Origin of the sequence: Pediococcus sp. AC40, from assembly GCF_030252485.1 — a bacterium.
Lineage (GTDB): Bacteria > Bacillota > Bacilli > Lactobacillales > Lactobacillaceae > Pediococcus > Pediococcus acidilactici.
The window spans coordinates 1,934,962-1,951,772 of sequence record NZ_CP127012.1; the positions used below are offsets into that span (position 1 = coordinate 1,934,962).

The following is a 16,811-nucleotide window of genomic DNA, read 5'->3' on the forward strand; positions in this document are numbered from 1 at the left end:
CCCCTCTCTGCGATTAAATTATCTTTCAACTTCTTGAAGCTTTTGGTTATCATCTAATTGCGACTTGTTTTCCAAATGATGCTTTTGCAATTGATTCATACTGAACCATAGCAATGCCAAAGCAATCACTGCAAACAAGAGCAACGCGCCCATTGCTTGTTCAAAGGTACCGTCACCGAGACCAGACGTAATTGCCTGACGGAACGATAGGATTGAGTAAGTCAATGGCAAGAACGGATGAATTACGTTGTAGAAGTGGTTAGTTACTTCCATTGGGAAGGTACCACCTGATCCACCTAATTGAAGCATCAGGAGAATCATCGCTACAAACCGTCCTGGGTTGTCGAAGGCCATCGACAAGAACATGACGATGTACATCGACGCTAACGAGATCATAATCGCGGTCATGTAGAATTGACCAACGTGATCTACGTGAATACCAGCAATCATCATGATTGTGGTTTCAACCAACGCCATTCCTAGAGCTACTACCGTACCAACGGAAACCTTACTCAAGAACCATTGAGTTGGAGTACCACCGCGTTCGGAAACCTTCCGAATTGGGTAAGCAAAGTTAAAGACGATTGCTCCAACGTAAAGTGCTAGTGAAAGCACGTATGGTGCTAACGCATGTCCGTAGTTTGGTACGTAACTGTAATTAGTGTGTTTCAATTTAGTTGGTGCGGCAAACATGTTAGCCGTCTTGTCGGTAAGCGGCACGCTGTTAACTTGTTTTGCACCGTCAGCTAACTTACTTGATAATTCGCCATTGCCGTCGCTAATTTGCTTAGTAGCGTCTAACAAGGCACCTGAGTTAGCGTCTAATTCAGCAGCTCCAGTATTCAACTGGTTAACGCCGTTGATTAACGTTCCAGTACTGCTGTTAAGAGTTTGGATACCAGTGTTCAATTGGTGACCACCATTATCAAGTTGCGCAACGCCAGAAACTAACGCTGGTACTTGACCATTCAAGGTGTTCAACCCGCCAGTAACTTGAGAAGAACCGGCTGCCAATTGATTACCACCGTTAGCAAGTAGGCTAACGCCGCTTACTAAGGTTGGCATTTGTGAACTTGCGGCGCTAATACCGTTGCTTAATTGGTTAATTCCACCAGCTAAAGCACCCGTACCAGCACTGATTTGGTTGCTACCAGCAGCTAACTGACCAATCTTGGATTTAAGAGTTGGAGTTTGCTTGTCTAGCATTGCCAAGCTTGAGCTCAATTCTTGAGAACCGCTAACTAACTTCTTAACGTCCTTCGAATTCTTGTTAGTTTGACTTGCAAGGCTCTTAGCACCACTGTCTAATTGAGCAACTCCCTTAGTCAAATCAGAAGCTGAACCGGCAAATTCGCCGACTTTACCAGCTACCGTGTTTGAACCAGATGAAAGAGCTTGTAAGTTAGTTGTAACTTCTTGTGAACCAGCAGCTAATTTCTTCAAAGTTGCTGCCAACTGCTTCATGTCGTCACTGTTGCCAGTTAATTCATTTGCGCCAGCTGCCAACTTCTGGAAGGAAGCTGTTAACGACGTCACTTGCTTATTGATTTCAGCTTGTTTGTTAGCTAAATCATTCAACTTCGTTACTTGACCTTGAACGTCAGTAATCTTCTTTTGAATTGATGCAATCTTATTTGTATCTACAGTTTGCGAAGTAGTCTTATTTTGGCTACCGTTAGCAACGCCAGCTAAGGCACTCTTCGCTTTAGCTGCATCTTCTGCACTTAATCCTGCACCGTCAATTTTAGAATTAATGGTTGCTTGAGAAACGCCACCGCTAGTGCTTGTCGTAGTTTTACTTGAGTTTGCCAAGCTTCCTACTTCAGACTTAATTTCTGAAAGTTGATTATTGATGGATTGTGCGGCATTGCCACCATTTGTTTGTCCAGCAGTTGCCTTATTCAACGCAACTAATTGTGTTTGAATAGAAGCCATTTGTTGCTTCAAAGCAGCCGCTTGCTTACTAATATCGTTTGCACTTACTTGATCAGCAACCTGGCCAAGGCCGGTTGAAATCTTGCCATTTGCATCTGCTAATTGTTTTGAGCTCTTCGCAATGTCTGCAATTCCGTTGTGCAAAGCGTTGATACTACTTGGCATATCCTTAGTGTCGTTAGCTAATTTAGCTACGCCACCTTGTAATTGGCCTGCACCAGCCGATACACCGTCTGTATATTGCTTAACTCCAGCACTTAAAGCACCCGCACCACTTGACAATTGCTTGATGCCGCCAACTAGTTGACCAGTTTTTGCGTTAAGTTCTTGTACACCATCGTTAAGTTGGTAAACACCGTTAACGTATTGGGGAACCTTAACCTTCAACTGTAAAGCACCGTTGTTTAGTTGGGAAACTCCGGTAACGAGCGCACCGCTCTTTTGTTGCAACTCGTTTAATCCCTTACTCAAGGCAACCGCACCGGTGGTTACTTGACCAGAACCATTTGCCAATTGGGAAACTCCTGAAGACAATGCCCCAGTTTTTCCGCTCAATTGATCTAAACCATTGGTCAATTGGCTAGAACCCTCTGCTAATTGAGCAACGCCCGCTTGCAATGGTTTAACTGAAACGGCCATTGTAGCAATCCCGTCGTGTAGTTGGGAAACTCCTGCCGTGTAAGTCTTGGTACCGTCATTTAATTGAACCGCACCATCCTTAAGTTTCTTCGCTCCGTCAGAAGCTTGCTTGAAACCTTTTCCGGCAGTCTTAACTTGGTCAAACATTGCCGTAGCATAGGACTTCGTAACTTGTTCCCGAACTTCGGAATTAAGCTTTTCAGTACCCACGTCACTGATAACTTTACCAATATAGTTCAACGAAGCGTTCGTTGAATACTTCAACTGCATCTTCTTAGGATTTTTATCCGTAACCGTTGCGGCGTTAGCTGAGAAGTCCTTTGGGATCGTAACTACCGTGTAGTACTTTTTATCCTTCATTCCTTCTTTAGCCTTTTTAGCCGATACAAAGTGCCATCCCAACTGATGGTTATGCTTTAAGTTATCGACCATTTCATCACCGACCGCAAGTCGTTGGCCTTGGTACTTAACGGGTTGATCTAAGTTAACGACTGCGACTGGTAAATTTTTCGTATCCCCATATGGATCCCATACCGATTTCAAGAAGAAAATACTATATAGGAAAGGAATGAAAATAATTGCCAGCACGGAGATTAAAATTAACTTATTATTTCTAATAAATTTCCACTCTTTGCGAACCATGCTTTTCCCCTTCTCAACAATAATTTTTTAATATTCGATCCAATGAATGAACAATCAGACAATCCCGACTTAATTAAATAACTTCTTATCGTTCCGCAAAATATCAACCAACTTTTGCACTTGATCGAGAGCCTGTCCGATCGTTAATTGATAGATGTTGCTAGTACCCTTTTTTCTAACCGAAACTAACTTTAAATCTTTTAATTGCTTCAAATGATGCGATACTGCGGGCTGGGAGAGACCAATAATCTTCGTCAATTCCCCAACCGTCAAGCCTTTTTCACTTTCCCCTAAAGTAATCATAATTTGCTGGCGCCGCTCGTCGGAAAGCGCGTCTAGCAAGGGGATATTCTTCTTAAAAGCTGCGAGTGCCTTGCTATGCTCCACCATCAGGTCGTCCTCCATTCAAACATTCGAATATTTAAATACAGGAGGTATTTTACCGCGAATTATATTTTAATTCAACCTTTAAGTTCAATTCAATTTTTCTTCAATTTTAGTTGTTCTAAAATACCATTGGCCTTCCTTAAAGCCGTGGTAGAATTAACTTAATTACGAGAACAACGAGGTCATATTTTGAACAAAATCGAATTAACCAGTCAATTTATCCAACAACATTTAAATCAATTTCAGTGTCCCGTTTGCCAGGGAGCTTTTGCATCCGCGGAAACTGGTACCGTCGCTTGCGAAAATCAACATACTTTTAACGTGGCGAAAAAAGGAAGCCTCTTTTTCCTTAGTCATCCCGTCAAAACCGAATATACTGACGAAATGCTACGCTATCGCCACCAATTCTTAACGGCCGGTTTTTTCGATCCGATGCTTGAACAGGTTCGGAAATTGCTTGCTGGCGGTCTTATTTTAGATGCCGGCTGTGGCGAAGGCACCACCACCAAATGGCTTGCCAACCATTCGAGGGGAAACTTAGTCGGCCTGGATATTTCCAAACCAGCCATTAACATTGCTAGCGCAGGGGTGGCACTGGAAAACCAACCGCTCTTCATGGTAGGTGACTTAGCTCGTTTGCCATTTGCCGACCATCGTTTAGACGCCATCGTCAACATTTTGTCACCCGCTAATTACCAAGAGTTTGACCGTACCTTAGCCCCAGACGGCGTGCTGGTTAAGGTCATTCCCGGCAACCATTATTTGCAGGAGCTTCGGCACTTAGTTTATCCGGAAGGACCACACGCTACCTATAATAATACGCCAGTTAAGAAACACTTTATCGAACACTATCCCCAAGCGAAATTCTCGACCATTAGGTATGAATTTCCGCTTGACCAACCGCTTTTTACGGCCTTGTTCAACATGACGCCCTTAACTTGGCAAGCACAAGAAAACCGGGAGCAGCTCCTCCAACGTCCATTAAATTCCATTACCGCGGAGTTTGAGATTGCCGTGGTACATCATTTTTAAACGTTCAATTGCGACCAACCAAACCTCAGTCATTGCATAAACCGACTGGGGTTTTTATTTAGCAGCTGGGGTATCGATCCACCACGTGCAAACAGAGTCTAAAACCACAAACGTTAATAGCGTTGTCAAAAATTGCCACCCTTCATGAACGTGCATAAAATCGACCTTACTAACCAAAAACATAGTCACCACGGTGCCCCCAAATGCTACCAAATCGCCACGCGTAATCCATTTACGCAAATCATCACTCTCCTTTCGAGATAATACGCTATTCATTATTAATATACCCAGTTAAATTATACTCTTTGAGCACAATTATATACATCCCGTAAACTAATATAGAATAGATTCCCATATATAAAAACAGCTTCAACCAAATGACAATTGTTGAAACTGTTTCTTGATATTTTATATGTTAATCCATTATTGATAATTAAAGTCTCAGTTACGATAATGGATTTTTTCGTAAACTAATTTAATAGTTCAAGTGCTTTAGCACAGAGATTGTAAAGAATCATCGTATTCCGGTTGTCAAAAGTAAGGTACTTAGCAATCATACTTTTGGCTTCGTTTATCTTATCCCGGTCTACTCCTGCAGCCAACTTGGTATGGGTACCGTCTGTGAAAAGCGCGTTAACCGCATCAATCACTGCTTGTTCTTCTTTACTTGCAGCTGGACGAATATCATTTGAACTTTCTAACAAACGCTCTGCTTTTTGGTATAACTTATAGAGAACCGTGAAGTTACTGTTACCTGGTTTAACATATTTTACAAACAATGCGTTAGCTTTTTTGAGCATTGCACTGTTAGCCTTGTCGGATAATTTTGTGTATGTGTCATCACTAAATAGCGCCTTAATTGCATCAATTGCTTCTTGTTCGCCTTCACTACTTGCTGGACGAATTGTTCCTGATGCTTCTAGCAAACGTTCTGCTTTCAAACATAGGTTCCACAGCCTACTAAAGTTAGGATTAGCTACACTTACATTTTTTGCAACCAAGTCCTTCGCAGCCTCGACTTTAGCACTATTAGTGCTATCTGCCACACTACTTAGCGATGAATCAGCAAATAGCGCATAAACCGCTTCCTCTGCTTCACGGATTTTATCTTCGGTATTAGCGTTATCGAGCAAAATTTTTGCCTTACGACATAAGGTCATTAACATTTGATAATTGTTATTACTTTGTGACACATTTTTTTCAACTAACTTTTGGGCTGCTTCGATTTTTTCAGCAGTAACACCCTTCGCTAATTTAGTATGTGCTTCATCTGAAAAGAGTGCGAAAACTGCTTTTTCCGCTTCTTTTACCGCTGGGTCATTATTTTCTGCAAGAAGCTTTTTAGCTTTTTGGCAAAGATCATTTAATCTTTGATAATTTTCGTTGTTAGTTGGAATTTTATCAACTAATTTTTGGGCTGCTTCAATTTTTTCCGCAGTAACATCCTTCGCTAATTTAGTATGGCTACTGTCTGCAAACAATGCAGTAACTGCCTTAGTCGCTACTTTAACGTCGTTTTTAATTGCTGTGTTTAACAAGTTTTTAGCTTTGGTGCATAAATTACGTAACTCAACGTAGTTAGGGTTTGACGTTGGAATTTTATCAACTAATTTTTGAGCTGCTTCAATTTTTTCTGTAGTAACGCCCTTCGCTAATTTAGTATGACTACCATCTGCAAACAATGCATTAACAGCATCTGTCGCTTTTTGGATATCGTTTTTAGTATTGGAGTCATTATTAGATGCGCGTGAGAAGGATTTTGCCCGATCACATAACGACATAAGCCGTTGGTAATTACTATTACTATGCGGCACATTTTTTTCGATTGTTTTTACGGCAGCTTCAATTTTTTCAGCAGTAACTCCCGTTGCTAACTTAGCGTGGGTCCGATCCGTAAATAATGCGTCAACTACCTTTTCGGCCGCTTTAATAGCAGAAGCATCATCCGAGCTATCACTTAATTTGTGCCTTGCACTATTACACAAACTTAACAATAGTTGTGAATCTTTGTAAGTTAATACGTACTTATGTACTAAAGCTTCTGCTGCATCAACCTTTGCACTAGTTACTCCGCTTGCTAATTTGGTGTATTCTTTATTAGCAAACAAGGCGTGCACTGCATCAGTTGCTTTTTTAGCATTTGCCTCTTGTGAGTTAGCTGCCGATACAGCATGCTGGTTGGTATGTGCTGCATGTGTAACTTTAGCACCCACAGTTCCTAGTGTTAGTGCGGACATTGCTAAGACTGTATATTTGGTATACTTCATTATACATAAACCCCTTTTTATTTTTATTTTAACCACTGTATATGGTGTACACCAATTATGCCCTACAAAGTGATTTTCAGCAACACTTTTTTAAATTTTTTCTGCCGGTAAATAAAAAGGGGGTAGCTCCGCTCGTTAAAGCGTTACCACCCCTAATTTCACCAAATTTTAGATTAAGAAAAAATTCACTTTATAAAGTATGGATTATCATGATTTACCTATAATAAGCCTTAGTTATATTTAGTAAGCTTAATTCATAAGGCTCAGAAAGCGTTTAGTCGCAGAAGTTAATAAGTTGCTGACTAGCTGAACTAAACGCAAATTCTTCAACTATTATCTCACCATGAGGAACTACTTTTTATCAACTGCGTGCCCGCCAAATTCATTTCGCAGAGCCGCCACCACCTTGCCGGTGAAAGTATCGTCTTGCATCGAACGATAACGCTCCGCAACCGCTGCATAAATTACTGGGGTAGGGACGTGGCGGTCCATAGCTTCTTCCACCGTCCATTGACCCTCGCCGTTGGAATGCATTCGTCCCGCAATTTCAGCTAGGTGCGGATCCTTACTGAAAGCGTCCTGAGCAAGTTCAATCAGCCAGCTCCGAACTACCGAGCCATGGTTCCACAATTTGGCGACCGCTTCGTTATCGTAATCAAACTGGGAGGCTTCCAATACTTCAAAACCTTCCCCAATTGCAGCCATCATCCCGTACTCAATGCCATTGTGAACCATTTTAAGGTAGTGTCCTGAACCAGCCTTACCAGTGTAGAGATAACCATCTTCCTGGGAAATATCTTCAAATAATGGGCGGATGGTTTCAAAGGCTGCGGCGTCATCGCCCCCAATCATGAAATTCCCGCCATTAAGTGCTCCGCGCCAACCACCTGACGAACCAGCATCAAAATAATGGATCCCTTTTTCCGAAATTAGCCGGTTATGCCGCAAACTATCCTTCCAGAAGGTGTTTCCGCCGTCGATTAGGTAATCACCCGCTTCTAGCAGGTCGCCTAGCTGCGCAATTGTTACATCGGTCGGCTTGCCCGCCGGCACCATTACCCAGACCACCCGGGGAGCCGTCATTTTTTGCACCATTTCAGCTAACGAAGCCGCTCCAGTTGCTCCATAACCGATCGCTTTTTCAACTAACGCGTTATTCAAATCAAATCCGACCACTTTATGCTGGTGACGCAACATGTTTTGGGCTAAATTAATGCCCATTTTTCCCAAACCAACTAATCCGATTTCCATTATCGTTACCCCGCTTAATGTTTGATTAAATTGCAAATGTTCACGTGAAACCTTACAATTAAATTATAGCACGGTCCCCATTTAGTACAACCGTTTTCATGAATTATTATTAATTCTCATTTTTGTTGTATAATTGGAGCTGCTACGCTTGAGTAATTTAAAAGGAGCATCCTATGACAAATAATTCTTCAAAACGGACCACGATTATTGATATTGCCAGTCACCTTGGTATTTCACACACCACCGTTTCTCGGGCGTTAAACGGGAGTCCTAAGGTGAAGGAAACTACCCGACGGAAAATTGTGGAGGCCGCCCATCAACTAGGCTACGTCCCCAACCAAAACGCACGCGGACTTAACCAAGGACGGACCTACACGATCGGCCTGTTTTTTACCGATCTACAAAACGGGACTTCGGGGCTCTTTTTAACCAGCATTATTTTAAATATCCGGGAACAGTTACCCGAAAATTACGTCCTCTCAATCAATTCCATTAACGACCACGACCGCCTTAGCTTTTTCGACGGCGTAGTGGTGGTTAGTCAATCCGTGAAGGACGAAGAATTCATTAATAATCTAGTTCAAATGAAAATTCCCGTCGTGGTGCTCAACCGTAAAACGCAAATTCAGCCCGTTTATAACTATTGGCTGGACAATTATTCAGCGGCTCGCGAAATGACCACCCACGCGCTACAAGCTGGGCACCGTAATGTAGCCTTAATTCGCGGCTCCCTGGATTACGCTTCAACGCAGGAACGTTCGCAGGGTTACTTTGCCGCAATTCAAGAATGGGACGCAGCTCATCCAACCAAGTTGTTCGCCCATCCCCCAATCGAGGGTGAATATACCGCTAAGGGTGGCTGCCGGGCAATGGAAGAACTGTTGGCACGGCCTAACTTTCCGGATTACGTTTTCATCGAAAATGACGACATGGCAATTGGGGCCCTTCACGCGATCAACACGCATCCTAATCTAAAGCATCCAGTCAGTGTTTCCGGATTTGATGACATGGACATTGCCACCTACACTTCACCATCCTTAACTACCGTACATAGCCCCATCACCGAAATGACCGCGTTAGGGATTGCGACTTTGAAACATTTACTAACTAACGAGGAACTCGACGACAACATCCCGTTTAAAAAATGCTTTAAAATGCCGATTATTTACCGGGAATCATTGCGTAAATAAAATTAAGAATGCTGCCAACTTGGTTAAAACCGGTTGGCGGCATTTTTTTGTTTCTTCCGGTTAACCAAATCAAGGGAACCAATCGCAAAGTTCGCGATTAATTCCCTTGCGCTCCACTGCTATTTTGCGAAACGTGTTCCAGCCCTCAAAGCTCTCCGATTAACCAAATAAGAGCACTAATCGCCAAATCCGCGATCAGTGCTCTTATTCTGTTAATTCTCGATCTTTACCCGAGGCCTTCCACACTCTAATGCGTTCTCTGATACTCCGCTATACTATCGTATTCACCTGCCAACTCTCTCGACAGCCTAATATAGATTGGTATCAAATCACGGTACGCCCTAAAGTTTGCTGGGTTTGGTTCATACGTATTTACCGCATCCTTTACCAAAAAGTCTTCGACCTTCGTCAAATCCTTTGCCAAACCTAAGCTGATTTGGGCGATTACCATCGCACCCATGCAGCCACCCTCAACCGACTTAGGGACCTTCACCGGTTCCTCAAATACGTCGGCCAAAATATGCTTCCATAATTCTGAATGCGCAAAGCCACCGGTCGCCAAAATCTGTCGGTCACCTTTTGGCATAACTTCTTCCAACGCCAAGTTAACCGTGAACAAATTGTAGACAATACCTTCCAAAATGGCCCGCAACATGTGCGCTCGCGTATGGGTTTGCGTCAATCCAAAGAAGGATCCCCGCGCATTTCCAGACCAAATTGGGGCCCGTTCACCACCTAGGAAAGGATGGAATAGTAGGCCTTTGGACCCGGCTGGTGCCTCGCCCGCAATCTTCGTCAACAGGTCGTACGGATCTTGGTTGAGGAGCTCCGCGGTACTTTTTTCGGCGTTGAAAAATTGGTCGCGAGCCCAGCGAAGCACTACTCCACCATTATTAATCGGCCCGCCAATAATCCATTTGCCCGGCAAAACCGGATAGCAGTAAATCCGGCCTTTCGGATCAAATTGGGGCTCGTCCACCATGGTCCGTACCGCGGCCGAAGTTCCAATATCAATTGCGATCTGACCCTTCCGCACCGCGCCAACCCCAATGGTGGTCGCCACGCCATCCGAAGATCCCATTACAAACGGGGTTTGCGCAGGGATCCCAATTTGTTTTGCTAATTGCGGATTTAAACCATGGACCTGGTGCGTGGCTTCCACCACTTGAGGTAATTGGGAGGCTTGCAATCCTAGTTGTTGTAAAGCTGCCACGTCCCACTGCATTTCCCGGGTGTTAAATAATCCCGTGGCCGCCGCCATCGGTTGTTCTTCCAAAAATTGGCCAAAGTATTTCCAAATAATGTACGATTTAATTCCTAGCCAGTACTTAGCTTGTTTAAACCGCGCGGGTGCTTCATGTTTATACCATTGTAATTTGTAGTAAGGCGCCATGGGGTGGGTGGGCACGCCCGTCCGTTGGTACAGTGCCAGTCCCGAACCGTCCCGTTTGGCTTGGTCGGCATACTTTTCAGCCCGGTTATCCGCCCAAATTGCGAGTTTAGTCACCGGGTTAAATTCGTCATCAACCCCCATGATGGAATGTTGCTGTGCACTTAACGAAATTGCCAAAAGCTGATCTTGCGCGGCGTCAAAATGGGCGGCTTGGATAACCTGCTGTAAAACGGCCACCGTCGCGTCGTAAATCACGTCCGGGTCTTCCTCGGCGGAGTCCACATTTTCGCGAATGATTGGATAAAGTTGGTGGGCAACTTGCACAATCCGACCCTTTAGGTCAAACATTACCGCCTTCGTACTGGTGGTTCCAATATCCATTCCAATGATATATTTCATGATTAATACTACCCTTCAATTAAAGTTTTGCCGTTAATTCCCGTACCAATGGGCGTTCGTTAACGATGTTTTGCACATCGGATACGCATTTTTCACCCATCCCGTGCAAGCATTCGTAAGTGTAAGCAGAGGTGTGCGGCGTAATCAAAAAGTGTGCGTTCTTCAAGAACGGATGATCCGCCCGCACTGGTTCAACTTCCATGGTGTCGGCTGCGTAACCACCAACTTGACCCGCTTCTACCGCGGCTAACATGGCATTTTCGTCAATCAGCGCACCCCGCGCGTGGTTAACAAAGTAAACGCCCTTTTTGACCTTCTTTAAAGCGGCTGCGTCAATTAGGTGATAATCGTCATCGTTCAAGGAGGCGTTCAACGAAATGTAGTCGGCCCGTTCCAAAAGTTCATCTAGGCTCACCCTTTGTACGTTATTGTTTTCTAGCCAACCTTCGGGAGCCTTCGGGTCGGGGTCGTTAATTAAAACGGGTCCGCCAAAAATCCCAAATAGTTCCGCTACCCGGCTACCAATGTTTCCGGCGCCAATTACACCGAAAGTTTTGCCGGAGAATTGATTACCCATAAAACGGGCCCGGTCTTCATAATGGTCGGCCTTAATTGCATCCCCAGCCGGAACCGTCTGCCGAACCAACGCCATCAGGTTTGCCAATGCATTTTCCGCGACGGCATTTCGTTCTACCAATGGGGAAACGATGGTGACCCTCGTGCCGTGCGCCTTCGCTGCTGCTAAATCAACGTTGTTATAGCCAATTCCATGACGTGAAATTAACAATAGTTCATCCTTATTATCAAAGAATTCCTGATTGAAATTTGGGGTTACGCTAGCGACCACCACGTTGAAACCCTGTAGCTTTTCTGCCAATGATTTACCATCGATATCCGTTGGCAGCATAAACCGTTTAACTTCCCCAATCTCTTCGAGGGCTTGCCAATGTTCTTTGAAAACTTGTCCAAAACTACTTGAGTTGACGACCGCAATCCGATATTTTGCCATTTCTCATTCTCCTCTGTTTAATTTACTTGATTTAATTTTTGATGTAGGGTTTGTGCAACCGCGCCCGGTCCCTGTAGCATTTCCGCTAGGTCGGCTTCAATTAGTTCTGCCAAACCAGCTTCTACTAGGTCCACGCCGAATAGCTTCTGATTAGCCAAAATCGGTTTGATTTGGGCTTGGAGGTTTGGATTTTCACCTAGTTGAATTCCCTGAAGCTGTTCTTTTAGGTAGTCCATTAACGGATCTGGACTAGGTTCAAACGCCTGCCCCTTATCATCAAGCGCTAATAGATAACGCAACCATGCGGCAATCGTTAACGGGATAAATTTCAAGTCGGTAACCTTCAACGTTGGAACTGCCAAATAGTGTTGAATAGTTACGCCATAGCGCACCGCCATTTTTTGCGATGTGTCGGTCGCAATGCGTTGCGGAGTGTCGGGAATGTATGGATTAGGCAGCCGTTTTTCAACCACTTCGTCAATGAAGGCTTTCGGATTGATTACCTTCGGATCCTTCACCACTGGCAAACCTTCCACGTAACCAATTTGCTTAATTAAGTCCACCAAGTCGGCATTCTTCATTTCTTCGGAAATCGAGTGATAATCCAGCAATGAACCAAAAATTGCTAAGGCTGTGTGCAACGGGTTCAAGCAGGTTGTAACCTTCATTTCATCGACATCGTTAACCGTCGCCCGGTCCGTCACGATCACCCCAGCCTTTTCAAGTGCCGGACGGCCGTTTGGAAAGGCGTCTTCGACTACCAAGTAATGAGCTTCTTCCGTGTTAGCAAAGGAAGCTAGCATTGCGCCGTACGAGGCTTTAAACGGGGTCATATTTTCCACGCCCTGGGCCTCTAAGCTTTCCCCTACTGCTTTGGCAGGGTTCGGGGTGATCCGATCGATCATGGACAATGGGAAACTAACCTTGTCCGGGTTTTGCAAATAATCTAAGAATTCGTCTTCGACCAACTGATTCGCCGCCCAGCCTTTAGCAATCGTTAAGACCGACTTCTTCAACCGGTCCCCATTTTGAGAAAAGTTGTCGGTACTTAGTAATGCCAACGGTAGCTGGCCGTGATTGAAGCGGTCGTAAAGTAAACTAGTAAGGCGGGCAATATTATTTACCGGATCTTCAGGACCCGCCGCGACGTCCTTTGTTACACTAGCGGTTAAGTTACCTTCCCCATCCGTTAATGCATAGCCCTTTTCAGTAATTGAAAACGTAACTAGTTGCAACGACTGGTTTTCAAATGCTTTGCGTAATTCTTGGCTAGGCGCCTCTGCAGAATCAAAAACTGCGTCTGCAACCGAACCAAAGACCGCGGATTCCAACGTGCCATCCGCTTTGGTAACGACCCGCAAGACTTGGTTGTGATTATCGTGGTAAACCCTTTCAACAACTTCCTTACTAAAGGTATCGACTACTAATAAACCAGCGTCTAACTCCCCTTGTTCAATCAACTCATCCGCAATAGCCGCGTGAAACGCCCGGAAAAGGTTGCCTCCTCCGAAGTGAATCCAACGGGGGTGGGTCACCCCTTTTTGCGCTACGGCATCGTGGTCGTAAGTGGGAACCTTAATTCCGGCCTTTTCAAACTCGGCCCGGTGGGTAATGTAATTATCAGATAGCTTAACCATTTCTATTTTTCACCTCAAATTGATTTAATCGAAGAAACCAAAGTATTCGTGTGCGTTGTTATAAGCAATGTTTTGAACTACCTTGCCCAAAATCTCGGCATCGTCAGGAACCCGGCCCTGCGCTACCAAGCGGCCAAAGAAGTTGCACAATACCCGCCGGAAGTATTCGTGCCGCGGATATGATAAGAAACTCCGGGAGTCGGTCAACATCCCGACGAAGTTTGGTAAAAGACTTTGTTGGGCAAAGACCCGGAGCTGTTCGTCCATCCCTTCGGCAGTGTCGTTAAACCACCAGGCCGCTCCAAGTTGAATCCGTTGTTTGGTTTGCCCTTGGAAGGATTGCATGAGCGTTGCCAATTCCATCCAATCGTTTGGGTTAAGGGAGTAGAAAATCATCTTAGGAACCACGCCCTCTGCCGACATCTTGGTCATTAATTTTTGAATGCCGTCGACGATGTCTGGCTGAGTCCCCATTGAGTCAAAGCCGGTATCCGGACCTAATTTTTCGTACATTGGTTTGTTGGCGTCCCGCAATGAATTGATGTGGAATTGCATTACCCAGTCAAATTCGTTGTTGAGTTTCATTAAAACTTCTAACAACGCGGTTGTATAACCGTCGCGTTCACGTTCTGTCAAAGTTGCTCCATCGGCCGCCTTGGTTAAAATCTGGTCTAGTTCTGCTTCAGATAGCTCCACAAAGTGGTAAGACGGCAACGAGTGGTCGGATAAACGGCTTCCCATGTCCTTAAAGAATTCAAAACGCTGCCGTAACGCCTTCGCCAAATCTTGGAAGGAATTAATGGTTACCCCAGCGGCCTTTGCGAGGGTTTGCAAATATTCGCCAAATCCAGGTTTTTCAATCTGCATTAGTTTATCCGGCCGCATTGCGGGAACCGTCTTGAAGCCGGATTCCGCTTCTTCGTCTTGCAAAAGTTTGTGATAGTGCAAATCCGAAGCCGGATCGTCAGTTGTCGCTACTAGCTTAACGTTGGAATTTTTAATCAAGTTGCGGGGCTTGAAATCATCGGCCGCTAATAATTGGTTGGCCTTCTCCCAAATTTGGGGAGCGGATTTAACGGTAAGTGGTTCATCGATGCCAAAGAACCGCCGTAATTCCAAGTGGGTCCATTCGTAAAGTGGGTTACCATACGCATGTTCAATGGTATCCGCCCATGCTAAAAATTTTTGATATTCATCACCGTCGCCGGTAATTAAATCCTCGCTAACCCCGTTGGCCCGCATTAAGCGCCACTTGTAGTGGTCTCCGTAGGTGCCTTCGTTTAGCCAGATTCGGCTAATGTTGGGATAGTTTTTATTTTCGTAAATTGCTTGGGGGCTTAAATGACAGTGATAATCAATAATCGGCATCTTTTCTGCGTAATCGTGGAAAAGGGTCTTCGCCATTTCGTTTTCCAGCAAAAAGTCTTTATCAAGTAATTTCATGACTGCTACCTTCCTTTATTGATTTAGTCTTTGGGTTCGTATTTATCTAAAACAGCTTGTTTCGTGGTTTCGATTCCTTGTAATAGGTCAACGTGTTCCGCCATGTGCAAGCTCAAGTACTTGTCGTATTCGTCAGCGTGGTGAAGCAAAATATCAAACAAACGGTCCCGGTATACATATTGGTAGTTTTCGGTGTACCCGAGGATCGAACCGTACATCGTGTGCAAAACTTGCCGTGCGTCGTCATCCACGAGCAGCATGTTGACGTCTTTTTCGGTGAGATCTTCAGGTTTGGATGCCTTGCCATCGGTTTGTGCGTTAAAGACGTAGAAGTCCTTTACGTCATCAAGGTTGTCATAGCTAAACTTGTAAAGTTCCAGCATGAATTGGGGATCTTCGTGAGCAACCACCCGGAGCGCCTCAAGCCAGTTGGTTCCCGCCGTCTTAACGTGCCAACCGTGCTGGTTAGCCAAGCGCGCAATTACTGGATAAGCCGAAAGTTTATCGGAGCCGGAATGTACGCTAAGTTTGTAGCCAAACTTCTCGGCAATCGCTTCGTGTTCGCCAAAGTCTTTTTCAAACCGGTCAAGGTCGCCAATGTAGTCGATCGCCTTTTGGAATTCCCCGTAGAAACGGGGAGCCAAGGTTTCGGGAGTGATTCCGGCATCGGCCAATTCGTTGGCAAAGAAGTAGTGTTGTGCCGGAGTTGTAGAAACCGGCGTCTCGTCAACCGAAACTTCAAAGTCCAAAGCGTATGGTTTAACAAATTTTTCGTTGACCCATTCTGCGAAGAGGACTCCTTCGTTAAAGGCCAACACCGCTTCCTTCAAGTCCCGTGGGCTAAATTCGACCACGTCGCCGTTGCCTAACTCAAAGCGGTGGTTAAGGTACTTCTTTTCAAATTTTTCGCGAATTTCAGGGGCTAATTCGTTATACTTCGCGTCCAAGTCTTCATCTGAATAAGCTAAGTATTCGGTATGGGTCTTTTCGGTGAGGTCTAAAGTAATCATCGTTGCGCCCGAACGTACCGCGTAGTCAATTTCGTACGCATTTTTAACATGGTCGCCATCTGCACCCCAGCCGTCGCGGTAGCCTTCTTCAAAAACTGACCACGATGCTGCTTCAATTACGTCGGTGAAGGTCCGGTTACTCAATAACAGTTCCCGAATTGATTGTTGGGCGAGGACGGGGAAAATGCCGCGTCCCTTTAACAATTTCAAATGGGCGTTAGACGCAATTCCGAGCCGGTCGCCTAAGCCAAGCGTGTATTTGTGACCGTGCCGGGAAGACGGTTTAATCCAGGCAAACCGTTTTGCCAGTGCTTGGTTATTGAAGAAGTTCAGCGGGCCCTTCAATAAAACGTAGTCGTCATCAACTAAGGTCTCGTCAGCTTGGAAATCGCGAGCTTTGCGGGCATCTTCGTAAACTATCAGGCTCTTCTTAATTCCTTCACGATAGATAAAGTAAACGTTGCGCCGGTCAATTTGTACTGAAGGGCGGTAAATTCCCTCGTCAACGTCCGCATCCGGATTTTCAATCAATTTTTTAACATCCAATAGTAAATTTTCTAAAGCCATTCCAATTACC

The 16,811-nt window shown here is 44.8% G+C and carries 12 protein-coding genes; 2 read left to right on the forward strand and 10 right to left on the reverse strand.

Going from position 1 to position 16,811, the window contains the following annotated elements; all coding sequences use genetic code 11:
* Positions 1 to 18: 18 nt before the first annotated feature.
* Positions 19 to 3,216 carry a YhgE/Pip family protein gene (locus NL111_RS09555; protein ID WP_285110223.1) on the reverse strand — a complete coding sequence of 1,066 codons (3,198 nt, stop codon included), beginning with the start codon at positions 3,214 to 3,216 and terminating at the stop codon, positions 19 to 21.
* Between the two features lie 69 nt (positions 3,217 to 3,285).
* Positions 3,286 to 3,606 (reverse strand): ArsR/SmtB family transcription factor, encoded by a 321-nt coding sequence (locus NL111_RS09560; protein ID WP_002829430.1) that lies wholly within the window; start codon positions 3,604 to 3,606, stop codon positions 3,286 to 3,288.
* 186 nt (positions 3,607 to 3,792) lie between these two features.
* Between NL111_RS09560 and NL111_RS09565 the strand changes: the two genes are divergently transcribed.
* On the forward strand, positions 3,793 to 4,635 hold the full coding sequence (locus tag NL111_RS09565) for a methyltransferase domain-containing protein (protein WP_159215719.1): 843 nt from the start codon (positions 3,793 to 3,795) through the stop codon (positions 4,633 to 4,635).
* Between the two features lie 54 nt (positions 4,636 to 4,689).
* Here the strand turns inward: NL111_RS09565 and NL111_RS09570 are convergent, their stop codons facing one another.
* The 3 genes from NL111_RS09570 to gnd all read right to left on the reverse strand — a co-directional run bounded on the left by NL111_RS09570 (position 4,690) and on the right by gnd (position 8,153).
* A complete protein-coding gene (locus NL111_RS09570; protein WP_285110224.1) occupies positions 4,690 to 4,875 on the reverse strand; it encodes a hypothetical protein in 186 nt (61 codons plus the stop codon).
* 230 nt (positions 4,876 to 5,105) lie between these two features.
* Positions 5,106 to 6,902, reverse strand: a complete 1,797-nt coding sequence (locus NL111_RS09575; protein ID WP_220444387.1) for a toxin Cry1Ac domain D-VI-related protein — start codon at positions 6,900 to 6,902, stop codon at positions 5,106 to 5,108.
* 351 nt (positions 6,903 to 7,253) lie between these two features.
* On the reverse strand, positions 7,254 to 8,153 hold the full coding sequence (gene gnd / locus NL111_RS09580; protein ID WP_002829425.1) for a phosphogluconate dehydrogenase (NAD(+)-dependent, decarboxylating): 900 nt from the start codon (positions 8,151 to 8,153) through the stop codon (positions 7,254 to 7,256).
* Between the two features lie 173 nt (positions 8,154 to 8,326).
* Between gnd and NL111_RS09585 the strand changes: the two genes are divergently transcribed.
* On the forward strand, positions 8,327 to 9,343 hold the full coding sequence (locus tag NL111_RS09585) for a LacI family DNA-binding transcriptional regulator (protein ID WP_285110225.1): 1,017 nt from the start codon (positions 8,327 to 8,329) through the stop codon (positions 9,341 to 9,343).
* Between the two features lie 247 nt (positions 9,344 to 9,590).
* On the opposite strand, the gene NL111_RS09590 is transcribed toward NL111_RS09585, so the two are convergent.
* Genes NL111_RS09590 through NL111_RS09610 form a run of 5 tightly spaced genes read right to left on the reverse strand, consistent with a single transcriptional unit; the run spans position 9,591 to position 16,801 of the window.
* Positions 9,591 to 11,135 (reverse strand): gluconokinase, encoded by a 1,545-nt coding sequence (locus NL111_RS09590; protein ID WP_285110226.1) that lies wholly within the window; start codon positions 11,133 to 11,135, stop codon positions 9,591 to 9,593.
* Positions 11,136 to 11,154: 19 nt separating this feature from the next.
* Positions 11,155 to 12,144, reverse strand: coding sequence for a D-isomer specific 2-hydroxyacid dehydrogenase family protein (locus tag NL111_RS09595; RefSeq protein WP_285110227.1), 990 nt, complete (start codon positions 12,142 to 12,144; stop codon positions 11,155 to 11,157).
* Between the two features lie 17 nt (positions 12,145 to 12,161).
* Positions 12,162 to 13,781 (reverse strand): mannitol dehydrogenase family protein, encoded by a 1,620-nt coding sequence (locus tag NL111_RS09600; protein WP_285110228.1) that lies wholly within the window; start codon positions 13,779 to 13,781, stop codon positions 12,162 to 12,164.
* Positions 13,782 to 13,805: 24 nt separating this feature from the next.
* Entirely contained in the window at positions 13,806 to 15,224 is a 1,419-nt protein-coding gene (gene uxaC / locus NL111_RS09605) for a glucuronate isomerase (protein ID WP_285110229.1), read from the reverse strand.
* 23 nt (positions 15,225 to 15,247) lie between these two features.
* On the reverse strand, positions 15,248 to 16,801 hold the full coding sequence (locus NL111_RS09610) for a tagaturonate epimerase family protein (RefSeq protein ID WP_285110230.1): 1,554 nt from the start codon (positions 16,799 to 16,801) through the stop codon (positions 15,248 to 15,250).
* Between the last annotated feature and the right edge of the window lie 10 nt (positions 16,802 to 16,811).

Bases quoted from the DNA above. Each gene is read 5' to 3' on its own strand.
- NL111_RS09555 (WP_285110223.1), bottom strand. From the start codon at position 3,216: ATGGTTCGCAAAGAGTGGAAATTTATTAGAAATAATAAGTTAATTTTA.
- NL111_RS09560 (WP_002829430.1), bottom strand. From the start codon at position 3,606: ATGGTGGAGCATAGCAAGGCACTCGCAGCTTTTAAGAAGAATATCCCC.
- NL111_RS09575 (WP_220444387.1), bottom strand. From the start codon at position 6,902: ATGAAGTATACCAAATATACAGTCTTAGCAATGTCCGCACTAACACTA.
- gnd (WP_002829425.1), bottom strand. From the start codon at position 8,153: ATGGAAATCGGATTAGTTGGTTTGGGAAAAATGGGCATTAATTTAGCC.
- NL111_RS09585 (WP_285110225.1), top strand. From the start codon at position 8,327: ATGACAAATAATTCTTCAAAACGGACCACGATTATTGATATTGCCAGT.
- NL111_RS09590 (WP_285110226.1), bottom strand. From the start codon at position 11,135: ATGAAATATATCATTGGAATGGATATTGGAACCACCAGTACGAAGGCG.
- NL111_RS09595 (WP_285110227.1), bottom strand. From the start codon at position 12,144: ATGGCAAAATATCGGATTGCGGTCGTCAACTCAAGTAGTTTTGGACAA.
- NL111_RS09600 (WP_285110228.1), bottom strand. From the start codon at position 13,781: ATGGTTAAGCTATCTGATAATTACATTACCCACCGGGCCGAGTTTGAA.
- uxaC (WP_285110229.1), bottom strand. From the start codon at position 15,224: ATGAAATTACTTGATAAAGACTTTTTGCTGGAAAACGAAATGGCGAAG.
- NL111_RS09610 (WP_285110230.1), bottom strand. From the start codon at position 16,801: ATGGCTTTAGAAAATTTACTATTGGATGTTAAAAAATTGATTGAAAAT.